The following is an 18062-nucleotide window of genomic DNA, read 5'->3' on the forward strand; positions in this document are numbered from 1 at the left end:
GCATGGCGGTCTTTCCAGGACGACGCCAAGCCATCGTGATCGCCACCGTGGCCGGGTTGGCGCTCAGCGCCACCGCGTGCGGGGACGGCGACGACAGTGGAAGTGGCAACGGAAGCTCGGCGGAGTGCGCCGCCTTCGAAAAGTACAGCGGTAACGACGGCAAGAAGGTCACCATCTACGCGTCCATCCGGGACGCGGAGGCTGACCTGCTGGAGCAGTCCTGGGAGCAGTTCGCCGACTGCACCGGCATCGAAATCGACTACGAGGGCAGCGGCGAGTTCGAGGCGCAGTTGCAGGTGCGCGTCGAAGGTGGCAACGCCCCCGACATCGCCTTCATCCCCCAGCCCGGTCTGCTGGCGACGTTCGCCAACGCAGGCAAGCTGAAGGCCGCGCCGGCCGACGCCAAGTCCACGGCGGAGGCCAACTACCCGGCCGACTGGCTGAAGTACAGCACTGTCAACGGCACGTTCTACGGCGCGCCGCTCGGCTCCAACGTGAAGTCCTTCGTGTGGTACTCGCCGAAGACGTTCCAGGAGAAGGGCTACACCATCCCGAAGACGTGGGATGACCTCATCGCGCTGAGCGACAAGATCGCGGCGGACGGCGAAAAGCCGTGGTGCGCGGGCATCGAGTCCGGCGAGGCCACCGGCTGGCCGGCCACCGACTGGCTCGAGGACATCATGCTCCGCGACCAGTCGCCCGAGGTCTACGACCAGTGGGTGACCCACCAGATCCCGTTCAACGACCCGAAGGTCGCCGCCGCGCTCGACCGGGCCGGCACGATCCTGAAGAACGAGAAGTACGTCAACGCCGGGTTCGGCCCCGTGAAGAGCATCTCCACCACCTCCTTCCAGGAGGCGGGCCTGCCGATCTTGGAGAACAAGTGCTACCTGCACCGCCAGGCGTCCTTCTACGCCAACCAGTGGCCGCAGGGCACGAAGGTGGCCGAGGACGGCGACGTGTTCGCCTTCTACTTCCCGGCTGTCGATCCCAGCAAGGGCGAGCCGGTGCTCGCGGCCGGTGAGTTCACCGTCGCGTTCGCCGACCGTCCCGAGGTCCAGGCGGTGCAGAACTACCTGGCCACGCCCGAGTACGCCAACTCCCGGGCCAAGCTCGGCAACTGGGTCTCGGGTAACCGGGGTGCGGACATCAACAACTTCACCAACCCGATCGACAAGCTGTCGGTCCAGATCCTCCAGGACCAGAGCAAGGTGCTCCGCTTCGACGGCTCCGACCTGATGCCGTCGGCCGTCGGCGCGGGCACGCTGTGGAAGGCCATGGTCGACTGGATCAACGGCAAGGACACCGCCAGCACGCTCTCCGGCGTCGAGAGCTCCTGGAAGTAACGCATAGGCGGCCGGCTCGACCCCATCCCTCGGGGTCGGGCCGGCCGATCCCCTCGGGAGGGCGGATGGACTTCGCGGACATTTCCCCAAAGCTCACCATGCTGGTGTACGGCCTCGTCGCGTTCGCGGTGGTCGTTGGTGGGCTGTTGCTGCTCCTGGACGTCGTACCCACCTACTTCACCCGCCGCCGCGAGCAACAGCTCCTGGCGGTGGCCGCCGGCGACGTGCCCGCGCCACCTCCGGGCCGCCTGCACAAGCCGCGCGAGTTCGGGTACGCGATCCTCTTCCTCCTCCCAGCTCTCGTGCTGCTGGCGATCGGGCTGGTCGTACCGCTGGTCCGGACCACTCTGCTGTCGCTCAAGAACGGCAACAGCTCGGAGTGGGTGGGCCTGGAAAACTACGGCTGGCTGTTCAGCAACGACGACATCGTCAACGTGCTGTGGAACAGCCTCCTCTGGGTCGTCCTCGTGCCGCTGGTGGCGACCTCGGTCGGTCTCATCTACGCCGTACTCGTCGACCGCGCTCGCCTGGAGGCGGTCGCCAAGTCGCTGATCTTCCTGCCGATGGCCATCTCGTTCGTCGGCGCGAGCATCATCTGGCGGTTCGTGTACGCGTACCGCGGCGAGGAGCAGGACCAGATCGGTCTGCTCAACCAGATCGTGGTGTGGTTCGGCGGCACGCCCAAGCAGTGGCTGCTCGACTCGCCCCTCAACACGCTGCTGCTGATCGTGGTGATGGTCTGGATCCAGGCCGGCTTCGCGATGGTGATCCTCTCCGCCGCGATCAAGGCCATCCCCGGTGACATCGTCGAGGCGGCCCGCCTGGACGGCGTGACCGCGTGGCAGATGTTCTGGCGGATCACGCTGCCGAGCATCCGGCCCGCCCTGATCGTCGTGATCGTCGCCATCACCGTCGCCACGATGAAGATCTTCGACATCGTCCGCACGATGACCAACGGCAACTACGACACCAACGTGATCGCCCTCGAGATGTACAACCAGGCGTTCCGCTATCAGGAGACCGGGCAGGGCTCGGCGCTGGCGGTGTTCCTCTTCATCCTGGTGATCCCGATCGTGATCTTCCAGATCCGCAACCTGCGCCGGCAGCGGGAGGGCTGACATGGCAACCACGACCCCCGTCGCGCCCCCCGCCACCGCGGACCCGTTGCCCAATACCATCGCCGGCCGCGTGCGCAGGAGGCTCAACACGCGCATCGCCACGGTCGTCTCGATCCTCATCGCGGTGCTGTGGACCGTGCCGACCTTCGGCCTGTTCATCTCGTCGCTGCGCCCCGAGGACGCGATCAAGACCACGGGCTGGTGGACGTTCTTCAGCGACCCGCAACTGACGCTGGAAAACTACAACGAAGTCCTCTTCGGACAGTCGTCCTCCTCGGGCCAGTTGGCCAACTACTTCGTCAACTCGCTGGTCATCACGATCCCGTCGGTGCTCTTCCCGGTCGCGTTCGCCGCGATGGCCGCGTACGCGCTTTCGTGGATCCAGTTTCGCGGGCGCGAATGGCTCTACATCGGCATCTTCGCGTTGCAGATCGTGCCGCTCCAGATGGCGCTGGTGCCGCTGCTGAGCTTCTTCTCCCGCGGCGTCTCGCTGGGCGGCTTCACCATCATGCCGCCGTGGCAGCTCGACGACGAGCAGAAGTTCATCCAGGTGTGGTTCGCGCACACCTGCTTCGCCCTTCCGTTCGCCGTATTCCTGCTGCACAACTTCGTGTCGCAGCTGCCCAGCGAGCTGATGGAGGCGGCCCGGGTCGACGGGGCGAGCCACTCCAGGATCTTCCGCACGATCGTGCTGCCGCTGATCACACCGGCGCTCGCGTCGCTGACCATCTTCCAGTTCCTGTGGGTCTGGAACGACCTGCTCGTGGCGCTCATCTTCGCGGGCGGCGGCGACGAAACGGCACCGTTGACGGTGCGGCTGGCCGAGTTGGCCGGCACGCGCGGCAACGAATGGCAACGGTTGACGTCCGGCGCGTTCGTGTCGATCGTCATCCCGCTGCTCGTCTTCCTGTCCCTCCAGCGCTACTTCGTCCGGGGTCTCCTCACCGGCAGTGTGAAGGGCTGACCGTCGTACGCGGGTGGGTGGCCCACGCCGCCCACCTGCCGCGATCACCCACGAGGAGGGCGCGTGACGAAGATCGATGATGTCGCGCGGCTGGCCGGCGTGTCGACGGCCACCGTTTCCCGGGCACTTCGCGGCCTGCCCACCGTCTCCCAGGCCACTCGTGACCGCGTTCTCGCCGCCGCCGCCCAGTTGGGCTACGCGGCCTCGCCCAGCGCCTCGCGTCTCGCCGGTGGCAAGACCGGGTCGGTGGCGGTGGTCGTACCGCGGATCACCCGATGGTTCTTCGCGACCGTGGTGGAGGCCGCGGAGGACGCACTCCACCAGGCCGGATACGACCTGCTGCTGCACAACCTCGGCGGCAGCGAGAGCGAACGCCAACGGCTGCTGCACACGGCCGCCCTGCACAAGCGGGTCGACGCGGTGATGCTGGTCGCCACGCCGTTGCAGGGCGTCGACCTCGATGCGGTCACCAGCCTCGAGCTGCCCGGGGTCACGGTCAGCTCCGGCACCGGCGTACCCGGCTGGCCCAGCATCCGGATCGACGACGTGGCCGCCGCGCGTATGGCGACGACCCACCTGATTGAGTTGGGGCACCGCCGGATCGCGCACATCTCCGGCGATCCCGCCGACGAGCTTGCCTTCACCACTCACATCGACCGCCGCGGCGGTTACCGGGAGGCGCTCGGCGCCGCCGGCATCGCGCCCGACCCCGCGCTCGACGTGGAGGAGGAGTTCACCGTGGCGGGCGGCGAGCGGGCGGTGGCCGAGCTGCTGCGGCGCGGCGCCCCGCCGACCGCGATCTTCGCCGCCTGCGACGAGATCGCGATGGGCGCCATGGCCGCGCTTCGGCAGGCGGGGCTCAAGGTCCCCACCGACATCAGCGTGATCGGAATCGACGACCACGACCTGGCCGGCGTGGTCGGGCTCACAACCGTGGCCCAGCCCGCGGCCGATCAGGGCCGCTTGGCGGCCAACGTCCTACTTGGCCCGCTCACCGGCGGCGCCTACCCAGGGGAGGAAACCGTGATCCTGCCAACTCGCCTCATCATTCGCGAATCGACCGCACCTCCTCGGGCAAACTAAGACAATGCCTGAGCGGACCGCACCCCAAGAAGACGCTCCGCTGCGCTCCACGTCTACCCGGGGGCCCCGCACCCCAGACTGGTGGCGTAACGCGGTCATCTACCAGATCTATCCGCGCTCTTTTGCCGACGCCGACGGCGACGGCATCGGCGATCTGCCCGGCATCACGGCACGCCTCGACCACCTGGTCGAACTCGGCGTCGACGCGGTGTGGCTCTCGCCCTTCTATCCCTCGCCGCAGGCGGACGCCGGCTACGACGTGTCCAACTACCGAGACGTCGATCCCATATTCGGCAGCCTCGACGACGCCGACAAGCTCTTCACCGCGGCCCGCGAGCGCGGCCTGCGGGTCATCGTCGACCTGGTGCCCAACCACACCTCAAGCGAGCACCCCTGGTTCAAGGAGGCGCTCGCCGCCGGCCCCGGCAGCCCAGAGCGGGCCCGCTACATCTTCCGGCCGCACAAGCCCAACAACTGGGAGAGCACGTTCGGCGGCCCGGCCTGGACCCAGGTGCCCGACGGCGAGTGGTACCTGCATCTGTTCGACGCCGGCCAGCCCGACCTCAACTGGGACCACCCCGAGGTGCGCGCCGAGTTCCGCGACATCCTGCGCTTCTGGCTCGACCGCGGGGTCGACGGCTTCCGGGTCGACGTGGCGCACGGCCTGATCAAGCAGGCCGACCTCGCCGACTGGCACTACCCGGTCGAGCCGCTCTCCGGCCCCGGCACCGAGGGCATCCGCCCGCCGATGTGGGACCAGGACGGCGTACACGACGTCTACCGCGACTGGCGGCAGGTCCTGGAGGAGTACCCGGGCGAGCGCGTCCTCGTCGCCGAGGCGTGGGTCGCACCGGCCGAGCGGCTCGCGGCGTACGTACGCCCCGACGAGATGCACCAGGCGTTCAACTTCGAGTACCTGGAGGCGTCCTGGACCGCCGCCGCGCAGTACGCGGTGATCGACCGGTCGCTGGAAGCCAACGGCTCGGTCGGCGCGACGACCACGTGGGTCCTGTCCAACCACGACGTCATCCGGCACGCGTCACGGCTCGGCCTGCCGGTCGGCTCGGTGCGCCCGCGCGGCATCGGCGCCGGCGACCCGCAGCCCGACAGCCAGCTCGGCCTGCGCCGGGCGCGGGCGGCCACGCTGCTCATGCTCGCGCTGCCCGGCTCGGCCTACCTCTACCAAGGGGAGGAGCTGGGGCTGCCCGAGCACACCACGATGCCCGACGAGGCGCGGCAGGACCCGACCTTCCGGCGTACCGGTGGCGAGCAGAAGGGGCGCGACGGCTGCCGCGTACCGATCCCGTGGCAGAGCGAGGCGCCGTCGTTCGGCTTCGGCCCGACCAGCGCGACCTGGCTGCCGCAGCCGGAGATCTACGCCGAGTTCGCGCTCGACCGGCAGCGCGGTGTGCCCGGCTCCACGTACGAGATGTACCGGTCCGCGCTGCGCCTGCGCGCCCAGCGCCAGCTCGGTCTGGGCCGGCTGGAGTGGGCCGAGGGGCCTGACAGCGTGCTGGCGTTCCGCAACGGCGACGTCTACGTGCTGACCAACTTCGGCGAGACGCCGGCGTCGCTGCCCGAGGGCGCCCGCCCGATGATCAGCAGCGAGCCGCTCCGACCCGACGGCCTGGTCCCCACCGACGTCACGGTGTGGGCTGAGGTGTAGCCGGCCGGCTCCGCTCCGCGCGGGCCTCCAGCAGCGCGTGCACGGCGGCGATGTCCGCCGGCGAGCTGCGGGAGGCCCGCCAGTACATCAGCCCGGTGGGGATGAAGAAGAGTTGGAACGCCGCCAGCCCCACCGCGTAGTTGAGCGGTGGCGGCAGCGGTGCCTGGAGTGCCCGGAAGGCCACGCCGGCCAGCCCGTTGCCGACCGCCCGGCCCACTCCGTTGGTCAGGTTGCCCAGGCTGTAGACGGTGCCGCGGTGCTCGGGCGGGTTGACGTCGGCGATGAGCGCGAACCAGTTGGGCGAGTTGGCCGACGTGAGCGCCAGCGCGACCAGCGCCACCAGCAGGCTCAGCCCCACGGTCGGCTCGGTCACCACGCTGGCGAGCACGGCCCGGATCACCGCGCCGGCACCGGCGCCGTCGGGCACATCGATCTTGATGGGCACGAAGAAGAGCACGAGATACAGCGGTACGGCCGCCAGGATGCCCACCGCCGCGACCATCGCCCGCCCTCGTGGGGTACGCCGCTGCAACCGGTCGCCGACCAGCCCGCCGATGATCGAGAAGCCCCCGCCGAGCTGGAACATCGTGGCGAAGATGCTCCCCACCACGATCGCGGTCTCGGCGCTGTAGCCCTGGTCTTCCGCCCGCTCCCGGAAGAGCACCGGCAGCCACACCAACGACCCGAACGCCACCTGCGCGGTCAGCCCCTGCATCACCAGCCAGACGTTGGTCCGCCGGCCGAGGATGCGGGGCAGGTCGGCGCGGCTGATCCGGTAGTCGTACTCCCCGCCGTGGGCGAGCACGCCGGCCAGTTCGCGGTCGCTCTGCCCGCGCCGCACGTCGTACGTGAAGACGTAGGCCAGCGTCGCGGCCAGCCCCACCGCCGTGAGCACCAGGAACGGAACCCGCCAGTCGCTGCGCCCGAGCAGCCCGCCCACCAGCGTGCCGGCGAGCGTGCCGATGCCCTGCGACAGCCCCCAGAAGCTCATCACCAGCCCCCGGCGACGCGGCGCGATGAGGTCGCTGACCACGGAGAACCCGACCGAGGCGACCGCGCCCAGCCCGATCGCGGCGATGATCTGGGCGGCGAAGAAGAGGACGTAGCCAGGGCTCAACGCGGTGCCCGCCGTACCCGCCGCCCACAGCAGCGTGCCCACCATGAGCAGCGGCTTGCGGTGGTGCCGGTCCCCCGTGTACGCCCAGCCGACGGCGGCGACCGCGCTGACCAGAAACGTGACCGCGGTGACGACGCCGATCGCGCCCTCGGGCACGTCGAACGCGTCGCTGATGCTCCCGTAGAGCGGCGGCACCAGCCCGATCGCGACGTTGTCGAGCGAGGCGAGGACGACGAAGACCACCACGGTGTAGATGCGGTGTCCCCGCCCGCCGCTGCTCATGACCGGCAACCCAACCAGGGCCAGATAACGAAGCGGTCGCACCGGTCAGGCGGGATCATCGAGGATGTCCGCCGCGCCGAACAGGCGGACGTCCGGATGGTCCCGCAGCGCGTCGGCCCGCCCGCCCCGGGACCAGAACGCGAACAGCGGCGCCTCCGCTCGCGGCAGGTGCGCCGCCTTGCGCCGCAGGTCGGTCAGGTCGCGCTCGGTCAGCGGCTTCGCCTGCCACCGAGCCTCGCCCACCAGCACCGGCTCGTCGTCGCGGAGCGCGAGCACGTCGATCTCGACGGTCTCGTCCCGCCACCACCGGCCGACGATCGCCTCCGGCGGCAGCTCGCCGGTGCTGACCAGGCGCTGGGCATGCGCTCGCGCCGCCCCCTCGAACACCTTGCCGACGTGGGTCTGCCAGCGCCCGATCGTGCGCCGCCACACCGCCGCGCCCTGCCCGCCCTCGACGAGATCGGCGTCGTCGCGCAGCACCGCGAACCAGTAGGCGAGGTAGTCGTCGGCGATCTCGTACATCGGGTCGGCGGAGCCATGGTCGCCGATCGCGCGGACCGCCCGGACATAGCCGGCGCGGCGCAAGCGGTCGAGCGTGTAGTCGATGCGCTGCTGGGCACGCCCGGCGATCCGGGACCGGCGGCGGGCTCCACCGGCCATCGCGGTGAGCACTCGCTCGTAGCCGCCCCGCCAGTCGAGGTCCTCGGAGAGGATGTCCGGCGCGTCCCGCAGGAGCAGGGCCCCCGGCGTGAACGCGAGCTCGGCGAGGTTTTCCTCCATGTCGCGCTCGGCAGACCAGCGCCCGAGGTGCAGTGGATAGCCGCCGCACGCCGCGTATGCCTCGACGAACTCGGCGGGCGGCAGGTCGGGCTGGAACGCGCGCGCCTCGACAAGCGAGAACGGGTCCATCCGGCGCTCCACAGTGGCGCGACGGTGCAGGCCGCCGTGCGGGCCGAGCATCTCCTCCATCACGGCCACGGCCGACCCGGAGAGCACCAGCATCAGCCGCTGGTCGCGCACGCGGTTTTCCCACACCGCGGAGACGACGTCGGCGAAGTCGGAGCGGCCACTCGTCAGGCGCGGCGCCTCGTCGATGACGAGCAGCAGCGGCTCGCGGTCGGCCAGCCGCACGGCGAACCGCAGCGCGGCCTCCCAATCGGCGAACGACTCCGGCACCAGGTCGCGCACATCCTCGCCAAGCTGCTCACGCACCCGCTCGGCGAAGCGCCGGAGCTGCCGATCCTCGCTGTCCTGCCGGGTAGCGGTGAAGTAGACCGCCCGCTTGCCCTGGGCGAAGCGGGTCAGCAGGAAGGTCTTGCCGACCCGCCGGCGCCCCCAGACGACCGCGAGCTGAGGACTCCCGTCAGCCGCCCGCTCCCACGCGGCTGCCAGCTCACTCAGCTCCTGCCGCCGCCCGACCAGCTTCACCAGCTCACGGTACTACAAACTATTTGTAGTACAAACTGCTTGTAGTAGGTAGCCTACTTATGGTCTGGCGCCGTCACGACGAGGCCGACTTCCTCGGCGCGGTCCCAGATCGGGCGCATGGCGGCCTCCGGGTCGCGGTGGAAGACGCTGGCCCGCAGGCGTACGAAGACGCAGTTGCCGACCCGCTCGAGGATGGCCTGGCGGCGGAGGTCGTGGGCGAACGCCTCGGCGCCGTGGTAGCTGTCGCCGTCGCACTCGATCGCCAGGCGCCGGCCGTCGGGGGCGGCGACCATGAAGTCGACCTTGAAGGTGCCGATCCGGAACTGGGGCACCGCCCGCAGGCCGGCCGCGGTGAGGCGGCGGTGCACCGCGCGCTGGAAGTCGGTCACCGGCTCGCCGCCGACCTCCGGTGGCGCGGGCGGGCGCTGGACGTACGCGAGCAGGGCGGCCCGGGCGTCGTCGCGGTGCAGGTCGGCGACGTTGGCCGAGTGGAAGAGCCACATCTGGTCGCGGGCGCGGGAGGCGGCGACGTTGACGCGGCGGTGGAAGTCGCGCTTGGTGAAGGCGCCGATCGTGCCGTCGGCCGCCGATACGACCATCGAGGCGAGCACCACGTCGCGCTCGTCGCCCTGGAACGTGTACGGGTCGCCGACCCGCAACTCGCGCCGCTCCAGCTCGTCCGGGCCGATCTCCTCGCGCAGCCGGTGCTGGAGGTAAGCCGCCTGGCCGCTGCCGGACAGGAGGCTCACCACGCCGAGCGTGCGACCGGTGTACGAGGGGTCGGCCACGATCGCCGCCACGCGGGCCACCAGCGCCTCCGCCTCGGCGACGTTGACCTCGCCGTACTCGGGGAGCGTGACCCGCCGGCCCGCCGGCACGTGTACGGCGACCAGCGAGCGGTCGAGCCCGCTGTGCGCGGCGCGGAGCGGCTGGATCTTGCCGTCGTAGTAGGCGCCGCTGGAGAAGCCGATGATCTCGGGGACGCTGCGGAAGTGCTCGGTGAGCAGGATGCGCTGGGGCGAGCGGCGTACGGCGTGGTCGTACAGGCTGCTCTCGGTGTCGAAGTGCTCGGCCGACGGCACGCCCGCGGGGTGCAGGTGGGTCGCGACAAGCGCGTTGACCCGGTCGGTGGGTACGCCGACGAGCTGCGGCCCGATCTGCTGGTCGTCGCCGACGACCACCGCGCGGCGGGCGAGCGTGAGCACCGGCAGTGCGAAGAGGTCGGCCTGCGACGCCTCATCGACGATCACCACGTCGAAGATCGGCGCGTGGCCGGGGAACTGCTCCAGCGCCCGGTCGATCGACATGATCCAGACGGGCACGGCGGTGACCGCCTCGGACATGGCCCGCTGGGCGGCCGCCTGCCAGTGCGCCGCGCTCTTGCCGGTGCCCTTGCCGATCTTGCGGAGCGCCGCGGTCCAGTCGGCGAGGGCGGCCTTGCGCCGGTCGTCGAGGGCGAGCGCCACCTCCAGCCACGCCGAGGTGACCACGAGGTCGGCGGTGAGGCGGCGGGTCTGGTCGCGCGCCCGCTCCAGCCGGCGCCCCAGGTCGGCGCCGTCGACGTCGCCCACCACCTCGTCGAACCAGGTCTGTGCCTGCCGCCACTGCCAGGCCCGCAGCGCGCCGGCGCCGTCGAAGTCGGCCGCGCCGGCATCGACCGCGGCCGCCCACTGTGGCGCGGCGGCGGCGAGGCGGGCGTGCAGGGCGGCGTACCGCGTGGCATCCGGCCGCAGTGTCCACAGTCGACGGATCTCGGCCAGCGCCGCGTCCCAGCCGGCCAGGTCGTCGCGGTCCCACGCCGCGGCCAGCGCCTGGATCTGCGGCGACTCGGGGGCGAAGCGGCGCAGCCAGCCGGCCATCGCGGTGCGCTCGGCGTCGATCCGGTCGGCGACGAAGACATTGCCGGCCGCCTCGACCGCGCCGGCCAGCTCGGCGATCTGCCGCGCGTCGACGTCGCGGGGGCAGCGCGGGAAGACCGTGACCAGCGTGGCGTGCAGCTCCGGCCAGCGGTGGCTCTCCCACTCCAGGGCCGCGACGGCCGAGGAGAGCAGCCGGCCGGCCCACAGCTCCGGCTCGGGCGCGTCGCTCGGCACCGGCGCGTCGAGGCGCGTACGCCACTCGTCCCACCGCGCGGCCAGCCGCTGCCGCAACTGCTCGCGCTCCACCGAGGCCACCACGAGATCGACGTCGTCGGCGGTGCGCAGCGGCTCGCCGTCGACCTGTACCTCGGCCACCACGCGGGCCAGCTCACCGTGCGTGAGGCGGCGGATGGCCTTGCCGGCGGCGTACCGCGCGCGGATCTCGGAGAGCAACGTGAGCAGACGCCGGGGCTGGGCCGCGTACGGCTCGGGGATCGCGATCCGGCGACCGGCCACGAACGCGGTGCGCTGCCCCAACTCGCCCAGCACCTGCTGGCAGGCGCTCACGTGGCCGTCCCACACGGCGCGCCAGCTCGGGTCGCGGATGAGCTGGCCGAGCCGGTCGGTCCAGCTTCCCTCGCGGCGGGTCAGCTCGTCGGAGGCCCCGCGCAGGGCCGCGGCCAACTCGTCGACGACCGGGGACCCGCTGGCCCGTACCCCTTCTATGTCCATGCCGCGGTCGCGCAGCGCGTCGACCACCTTGCGCGCGTCGCGCAGCGCGTCTCTTCGCGCGGCGACCGCCTCTCCGGTCGGCAGCTGGCCCTCGGCGGGCAGGGGTCCGAGCGCGGCGGCGCGGTCCGCGGCGGTCAGCCGCCGCGCGAGATCGGCGAGTACGGCGAACTCGGCGGCTTCGAGCGGCGACGGCGTGCCGGGGGTGATCGGGTCGGGCACGAGCGCGTCGGCCTCGTTGCGGCGCAGCCACTCGCCCACCTCGCCGGCGCTGCGACCGGCGAAGTGGCGGGCCTCCCGCTCGGCCGCCGCCAGCAGCTCGGTGCGGGCGTCGGCGAACGCCTCCTCGGCCGCCGCGACGTCGGCGAGCAGCCGCCGCACCCACGCGCCTTCCGCCTCACTGTCCAATGTGGCAGCACGGTCGGCCAGCTCGCGGGCCGCGACCTGGAGCTGCACGAGCTGGTCGGCCGAGCGCCCCAGCACGGCCAGGCAGAGCGGCTGGATCTCCTCGGGCAGCCCGTCGCGGAGTACGCGCAGCGGGTCTTCCTTCTGCGCGAGCACCAGCACGCGCTTGCCGTGCGCGACCAGGTGGCAGATGAGGTTGCGGATGGTGTGCGTCTTGCCGGTGCCGGGCGGGCCCTGCACGGCGACGTTGCGGTGGGCGGCCAGCCGCCGGGCGATCGACTCCTGCGCGTCGTTGGTGGCCATCGGCATCAGCAGCCGCTCGCTGGTGCGCGCCCACGCCTCCGGGTCGTCGTCGGGCATGCGGAGGCGGCTGGGCTCGTGGGCGAGTACGCCGGCCAGCGCGCCCACCTCCGTGCTCCCGCTGGTCAGGCGCTCCCGGAGCACCTCGAGGAAACGGCGGACCATGCGCTGGCGCGGCCGTACGAAGAGGACGCCCGTGTCGACGACCGTGTCCGGCTCGAGCCCCAGCCGCCGCGTGGCCCGGCGGGCGAAGTCGAGCCGCTCCGCCGCGTCCCACGGGTCGATGTCGACCTGCCCGCCGGTGCCGCCGAGGTCGAGCAGGTCGGCGACCCGCCGCCCGTCGAGGTCACCGAGCGCGTCGGCCTGGATGCGCGGCGGGCCCTGCGGGGTCACCGAGACGGTGGTGGTCTCCGGGTCGTACTCGATCGCGACCGGCGTGGCCAGCAGCGGATAGTGGATCTCGCGGTGGCGCAGCACCAGGTGGCCCCAGACCAGCTCGACCCGGGCCGCGTCGATGTCGACCCGGTAGCGCAGGTCGTAGAGGCGGTCGTGCAGCCGCCGGGCCACCTCGGCGAGCTGGTGCTCGCGGGCCCACGGCTCCCACCGCCCGTCGCGCCACTCGGTGAAGGCGGCCTCCACTTCGGGCGTGACCTCACCGATGGTGGGCGGCGACGTCGTGGAGAGATCCCAGACCAGGTGGCGCAGCAGCGGCGTGGGGATCGAGGGCGGGTCGGGCGGATCGGGGCGGCCGACCCGCAGCCAGCTCCCGCCCGGCTTGAACGGGCCGACCCCGCACTCGACATGGGCGGGCAGGTCGTCCTGCCAGTACGCGTCGACCGCCGGCACCGCCCGCACCGGCTTTTCCAGCAGGGCGCGGACGGCCAGCAGGTACTCGGTCAGCGCGACCGCGCGAGCGTGCACCGCTGGCGGCGAGTCGCCGCCAGCGGTCTGCTCCGTGTCGCCCTGCGGTGCGGTCATAGACCTCGACGGTAACCCGCGGCCGCACCGGATCGCGCGTCGATCAACCGGTTCGATCGATCACGTGTTCGCGTGCCTCCGCGTATCGCTCGCGGATGGCCGGCACGCCCTTGGCCTCGTACCCCTCGACCTCGCCGCCGGACCACGCGGGCGGCTCGTCTCCGCCGAGCGCGACCCAGGCGGCCTGGCGGGCGGCGCCGTCGGCCACGTACTCCCCCGGTGGGGGGACGACGACCGGGGCGCCGAAGACCTCGGGCGCGATCCGGCGTACGGCCTCGGAGCGGGCACCGCCGCCGACCAGGATCACCCGGTTGACCACCGCGCCCTGGCTCACCAACGCGTCGAGACCGTCGGCCAGCGCGCACAGCATCCCCTCCACCGCCGCCCGGGCCAGGTGCGCCGGAGTGGAGGTGGCGAGCGTCAGGCCGTGCAGCGCGCCGGTCGACTTCGGACGGTTGGGGGTGCGCTCGCCCTCCAGGTACGGCACGAGGGAGAGCCCGTCCGCCCCCGGCGGCGCGCTCAACGCCAGCAGGGAGAGCTCGGTGTGGTCGACGCCGAGCAGCGCGCCGACCGCGTCGAGCACGCGGGCCGCGTTGAGCGTGGCGACCAGCGGCAGGAAGCGCCCGGTGGTGTCGGCGAACCCGGCCACCGTGCCGCTCGGGTCGGCGGCCGGCGACTCGGCGACGCTGAACGCCGTGCCCGAGGTGCCGATCGAGACCAGTACGTCGCCGGGGCGGGCGCCCGCCCCGAGTGCCGCTGCCGCGTTGTCGCCCGCGCCCGGGCCGAGCGGCGCCCCGTTGGGCAGGTGGCCGGCGATGCCGGTCGGGCCGAGCACCTCCGGCACGAGCGGCTCCCGCCCGAAGGCGTGCCGGAGCAGGTCGGGCCGATACTCCCCGGCGGGCGTGGACCAGTAGCCGGTGCCGCTGGCGTCGCTGCGGTCGGTGCGGAGCGTGTCGAGGCCCCCCGCACCGGCCAGCTTCCAGGTCAGCCAGTCGTGCGGCAGGCAGACGGCGGCGGTGCGCTCGGCGTTGGCCGGCTCGTTGCTGGCCAGCCAGCGCAGCTTGGTGATGGTGAACGAGGCCACCGGCACCAGCCCGACCGCGTCCGCCCACGCCTGCCCACCGCCCAGCTCCTCGACCAGCTCGGCGGCGGCGCCGGCGGAACGCGTGTCATTCCACAGCAGGGCGGGGCGCACCACCTCGCCGGCCGCGTCGAGGCAGACCATGCCGTGCTGCTGCCCGGCCACGGAGGCGGCCGCCACGTCGTCCAGGCCGCCGGCGGCGGTGATCGCCGCGCTGAGCGCCGCCCACCAGGCGACCGGGTCGACCTCGGTGCCATCCGGATGGCTGGCGCGCCCCTCACGGACGAACGCGCCGGTCTCCGCGTCTCGGATCACCACCTTGCACGACTGCGTCGACGAGTCGACTCCCGCGACAAGCACGCCGGCCGCCCTCAGCGAGCGCCGAGCGCGTGCTCGGCGGCGAGCTGGTCGAGCCGGACGAGGTGGTAGCCCCGCGCCTCCTTGGCGTCGAGGTCTTCCCACGCGCCGCGGTCGGCCACCGGCTCGCCCTCGATGGGGTCGAGAGGCGTGCGAGTGGCGTCACCGAAGGGATCGCGGGCCTGCCACCCCACCGGCCAGAGGCCGAATGAGAACTTGTCGGCGCGGGCGGGCTGGGCAGACACATCGACCTCCAGGTGACATCCGCGATTTGTTCAGCGGTTGAATTATTTGTCCCCGCTGTGGCACTGTCAAGGGCATGACGGACGGGCCGGTACGCCAGGCTTCGCTGCGCGAGCACAACCTCGGGCTGGTGCTGCGCCAGGCCGCGAGTTGGTCGTCCAGGTCCGGTCGTCGCCTCGCCGGCCCGCGACAGGAGCTGGAAGGTGAGGTCGCCCGCCCGCCGTCCCGAGCCGACATCGCCGCGGCCACCAGCCTCACCCGCGCGACGGTCTCCGCGCTGGTGGACGACCTGATCGCAGGCGGCCTGCTGACCGAGGTGGGGCCCGCGCCGCGCGCGGGAGCGGGGCGGCCCGCCGCCGGGCTGGTGCTCTCCGCCGACGGTCCCGCCGGCCTCGGCCTGGAGATCAATGTGGACTACCTCGCGGCCTGCGTGGTCGACCTGGCCGGCGGCGTGCGACACCGGGAGGTACGCCGGGCCGACCAGCGCCCCGGCCGCCCCGACCAGGTGCTCGCCGAGGTCGCCGGGCTCGCCGCCGACGCCCGCGCACACGCCGAGCGGCAGGGGCTGACGGTGGCCGGCGCGGCGGTGGCCGTACCCGGTCTGGTCACCCCCGCCGGGCTGGTCCGCCTCGCCCCCAACCTGGGCTGGCGCGACGTCGACGTACCGGATGGGCTCGACGCGCTCGACGGGCTGCCGGTGACGGTCGACAACGAGGCCAACCTCGCCGCGCTCGGCGAGTTGCACGCGGGCCCGACCGGCCCGGCCAGCTTCCTCTACGTCTCCGGCGAGGTCGGCATCGGCGCGGGCATCGTGCTGCAGGGCGCGCTCTTCCGGGGCGCCCGCGGCTGGAGCGGCGAGCTGGGCCACGTGGCGGTACGCCCGGACGGCCCGGCCTGCCGGTGCGGTGCGCGCGGCTGCCTGGAGCAGTACTCCGGCCAGGAGGCGATCCTCCGCGCGGCCGGCGTGGGCGGCACCGACGACCTGCGGCCGCGGGCCGAGGCCGGGGAGAGCGTGGTGCTGGCGGCACTCGCCGAGGCGGGGGCGGCGCTCGGCGTGGCCGTGGCCGGCGTGGTCAACCTGCTCGACGTCGAGGCGGTCGTGCTCGGCGGGATCTACGCGCCGCTCGCCGAGTGGCTCGGCCCGGCGGTGCGGGCGGAGATCGGCCAGCGTGTGCTGACCGCGGCGTGGTCACCGGTGGAGGTACGCCCCTCGCTGCTCGGCGGCGACGCGGCGGTCATGGGCGCGGCCGGCATGGTGGTGCGGGCCATCCACGACCATCCGGCCCGCTGGCTGGCCCGCGTCGCGACCTGACGCACGCCCCGGCTCCCAGGCTGGGTCCGCCCGCCGCCGGCGCGAGGCTGGCTGAGGGCGAGGCGCCGTGCCCGAAGCGGCGCGGCCGAAGGGCTAGTAGGCACCTCGGCTCGCCATCACCGCGCCGATGGTCTTCCACATGATCACGACGTCGGTGGCGAGCGACCAGTTTTCCACGTAGTACAGGTCGAGCCGGAGGCCGTCTTCCCAGGAGAGGTCGGAGCGGCCGCTGACCTGCCACAGACCGGTGATGCCCGGCTTGACCAGCAGGCGCCGGGCGATGTCGCCGTCGTAGCGCGCCACCTCGGAGGGGAGCGGTGGGCGCGGCCCGACCAGGCTCATGTGGCCGACCAGCACGTTGAGCAGCTGGGGCAGCTCGTCCAGCGAGTACTTGCGGAGGATCCGACCCACGCGCGTGACCCGGGGGTCCTTGCGCATCTTGAAGAGCAGGCCGTCGTGCTCGTTGCTCGCGGCCAGCTTGGCCAGCATCTCGTCGGCGTTGACCACCATCGTGCGGAACTTGTAGACGCCGAACTCGCGACCGCCCTGGCCGACCCGCTTCTGCCGGAAGATGACCGGGCCCTTGCTGTCCAGCTTGATCGCGATGGCGATCACGATCAACACGGGCAGCGCGATGGTCAGCCCGACGATCGCGGTGAACCGGTCGACGAAGCCCTTGACGATCTTGCGAGTGCCGCGGAACTCGGGTGCCTCCACGTGGATCAGCGGCAGACCGGCGACCGGGCGCGTGTGGATCCGCGGGCCGGCGACGTCGGTGAGCGCGGGCGCCAGCACCAGGTCGATGCCGGTGCCCTCCATCTGCCAGCCGAGCCGGCGCAGGCGGGCCGCGGTCAGCTCGCCGGAGGCGGTCACCGCGACCGTGTCGACGCCCGCCGCGCGGGCCGACTCGAGGATGCTACGGAACGAACCGACCACCGGCACGTCGCCCAGCCGCTGCGGCACCGGCGCGAGCAGCGCGTCGGGGATGCAGGCGCCGACGACCCGGTAGCCCGCGTAGGGCTCGCGGCGCAGCGTGTGCACCAGCTCCAGCACGTGCGGGGCGTCGCCGACCACCAGCACGCGGCGGGACCAGCCGGTGCCCCGGACGCGGGCCCGGTGCAGCCACTTGCGGGCCGCGTATCGCCCGGCGAGCAGGCCCACCGTGCCGGTGGCGAACGTCAGGGCGAGGAAGCCGCGGGCGACGCCGACGTTGGCGATGTAGCCGGCGATCGCGATCGCGCCGGCCAGGCGCAGGCTCGCCGAGGTGACCCGGCGGTACTCGTCGGCGCCGTAGCCGAGCACACGGTCGTCGTAGCAGCGCTGCAACTTGAGTGAGCCGAGCCACACCAGCACGAGGGCCGGGCCTACCACGGCGTAGGGGATCTGCGAGCCGATCGGCTCACCCCCGCCGAAGGGCTCGACCACCCAGTTGAAGCGCCCGAAGTATCCGGCGAGCACGGCGAGGGAGATGATGGCGAGATCGAGCACCATCAACACTCGCTCGTACGTGCGAAGCCGCGATCGCAGCAGAGCGCCCGTCGCGCCCGCCTCGGTCGAGACCCCCACCGGACGCGTCAGGAGAGTTGCCGACGTCACCAGCCCTCCCCCAGCTTGTCAAGTCGACCATGTGCTTATCACGGCAAGCGCCGGGCCCAAGATCGGGACCGGCGGCGCCGGAGCACCAGGACATCTTGACCTACGCCAGCATCGCACAAGCGCTTTCGACAAAAAACTGTCAGTTCATTGCCACCAACCAGCCGAACGTACATGCACGCAAGGTAGCCAATTGCCCAC

At 72.3% G+C, this 18062-nt stretch carries 11 protein-coding genes and 1 pseudogene; 6 read left to right on the forward strand and 6 right to left on the reverse strand.

All coding sequences use genetic code 11. The features are described 5' to 3' along the window. The first annotated feature begins 2 nt into the window (after window positions 1-2). From ACFFIA_RS31960 to ACFFIA_RS31980, 5 genes are all read left to right on the forward strand, one after another. A complete protein-coding gene (locus tag ACFFIA_RS31960; protein ID WP_377258024.1) occupies window positions 3-1346 on the forward strand; it encodes an ABC transporter substrate-binding protein in 1344 nt (447 codons plus the stop codon). Window positions 1347-1411: 65 nt separating this feature from the next. Continuing rightward, window positions 1412-2464, forward strand: a complete 1053-nt coding sequence (locus ACFFIA_RS31965; RefSeq protein ID WP_377258027.1) for a carbohydrate ABC transporter permease — start codon at window positions 1412-1414, stop codon at window positions 2462-2464. 1 nt (window position 2465) lies between these two features. Further along, window positions 2466-3428, forward strand: a complete 963-nt coding sequence (locus ACFFIA_RS31970) for a carbohydrate ABC transporter permease (RefSeq protein ID WP_377258030.1) — start codon at window positions 2466-2468, stop codon at window positions 3426-3428. A gap of 63 nt (window positions 3429-3491) precedes the next feature. Then, window positions 3492-4511, forward strand: a complete 1020-nt coding sequence (locus ACFFIA_RS31975; protein ID WP_377258033.1) for a LacI family DNA-binding transcriptional regulator — start codon at window positions 3492-3494, stop codon at window positions 4509-4511. A 4-nt stretch (window positions 4512-4515) separates the two neighbouring features. Then, window positions 4516-6177, forward strand: coding sequence for a glycoside hydrolase family 13 protein (locus ACFFIA_RS31980; RefSeq protein WP_377258036.1), 1662 nt, complete (start codon window positions 4516-4518; stop codon window positions 6175-6177). Here the strand turns inward: ACFFIA_RS31980 and ACFFIA_RS31985 are convergent. The 5 genes and pseudogenes from ACFFIA_RS31985 to ACFFIA_RS32005 all read right to left on the reverse strand — a co-directional run. After that, window positions 6155-7576, reverse strand: coding sequence for an MFS transporter (locus ACFFIA_RS31985; protein WP_377258039.1), 1422 nt, complete (start codon window positions 7574-7576; stop codon window positions 6155-6157). The two genes, ACFFIA_RS31980 and ACFFIA_RS31985, sit on opposite strands and share 23 nt — an antisense overlap. Before the next feature lie 45 nt (window positions 7577-7621). Continuing rightward, window positions 7622-9004 (reverse strand): ATP-binding protein, encoded by a 1383-nt coding sequence (locus ACFFIA_RS31990; protein WP_377258042.1) that lies wholly within the window; start codon window positions 9002-9004, stop codon window positions 7622-7624. A 53-nt stretch (window positions 9005-9057) separates the two neighbouring features. Next, window positions 9058-13275, reverse strand: a complete 4218-nt coding sequence (locus tag ACFFIA_RS31995; protein WP_377258045.1) for a PDDEXK-like endonuclease domain-containing protein — start codon at window positions 13273-13275, stop codon at window positions 9058-9060. Window positions 13276-13318: 43 nt separating this feature from the next. Then, window positions 13319-14716, reverse strand: coding sequence for a xylulokinase (gene xylB, locus ACFFIA_RS32000; protein WP_377258048.1), 1398 nt, complete (start codon window positions 14714-14716; stop codon window positions 13319-13321). Between the two features lie 98 nt (window positions 14717-14814). After that, window positions 14815-14958, reverse strand: a pseudogene (locus tag ACFFIA_RS32005) (xylose isomerase); the annotation flags it as partial. 74 nt (window positions 14959-15032) lie between these two features. Here ACFFIA_RS32005 and ACFFIA_RS32010 point away from each other — a divergent pair. Continuing rightward, the gene (locus tag ACFFIA_RS32010) at window positions 15033-16268 is read left to right on the forward strand and encodes an ROK family protein (protein WP_377258051.1); all 1236 of its coding nucleotides are present in this window, start codon (window positions 15033-15035) and stop codon (window positions 16266-16268) included. Between the two features lie 93 nt (window positions 16269-16361). Here ACFFIA_RS32010 and ACFFIA_RS32015 read toward each other — a convergent pair whose 3' ends face one another. Continuing rightward, window positions 16362-17864 (reverse strand): sugar transferase, encoded by a 1503-nt coding sequence (locus tag ACFFIA_RS32015; RefSeq protein WP_377258054.1) that lies wholly within the window; start codon window positions 17862-17864, stop codon window positions 16362-16364. Window positions 17865-18062 lie beyond the last annotated feature (198 nt).

This window comes from Phytohabitans kaempferiae (genome assembly GCF_042433955.1).
Taxonomy (GTDB): Bacteria; Actinomycetota; Actinomycetes; order Mycobacteriales; family Micromonosporaceae; genus Phytohabitans; species Phytohabitans kaempferiae.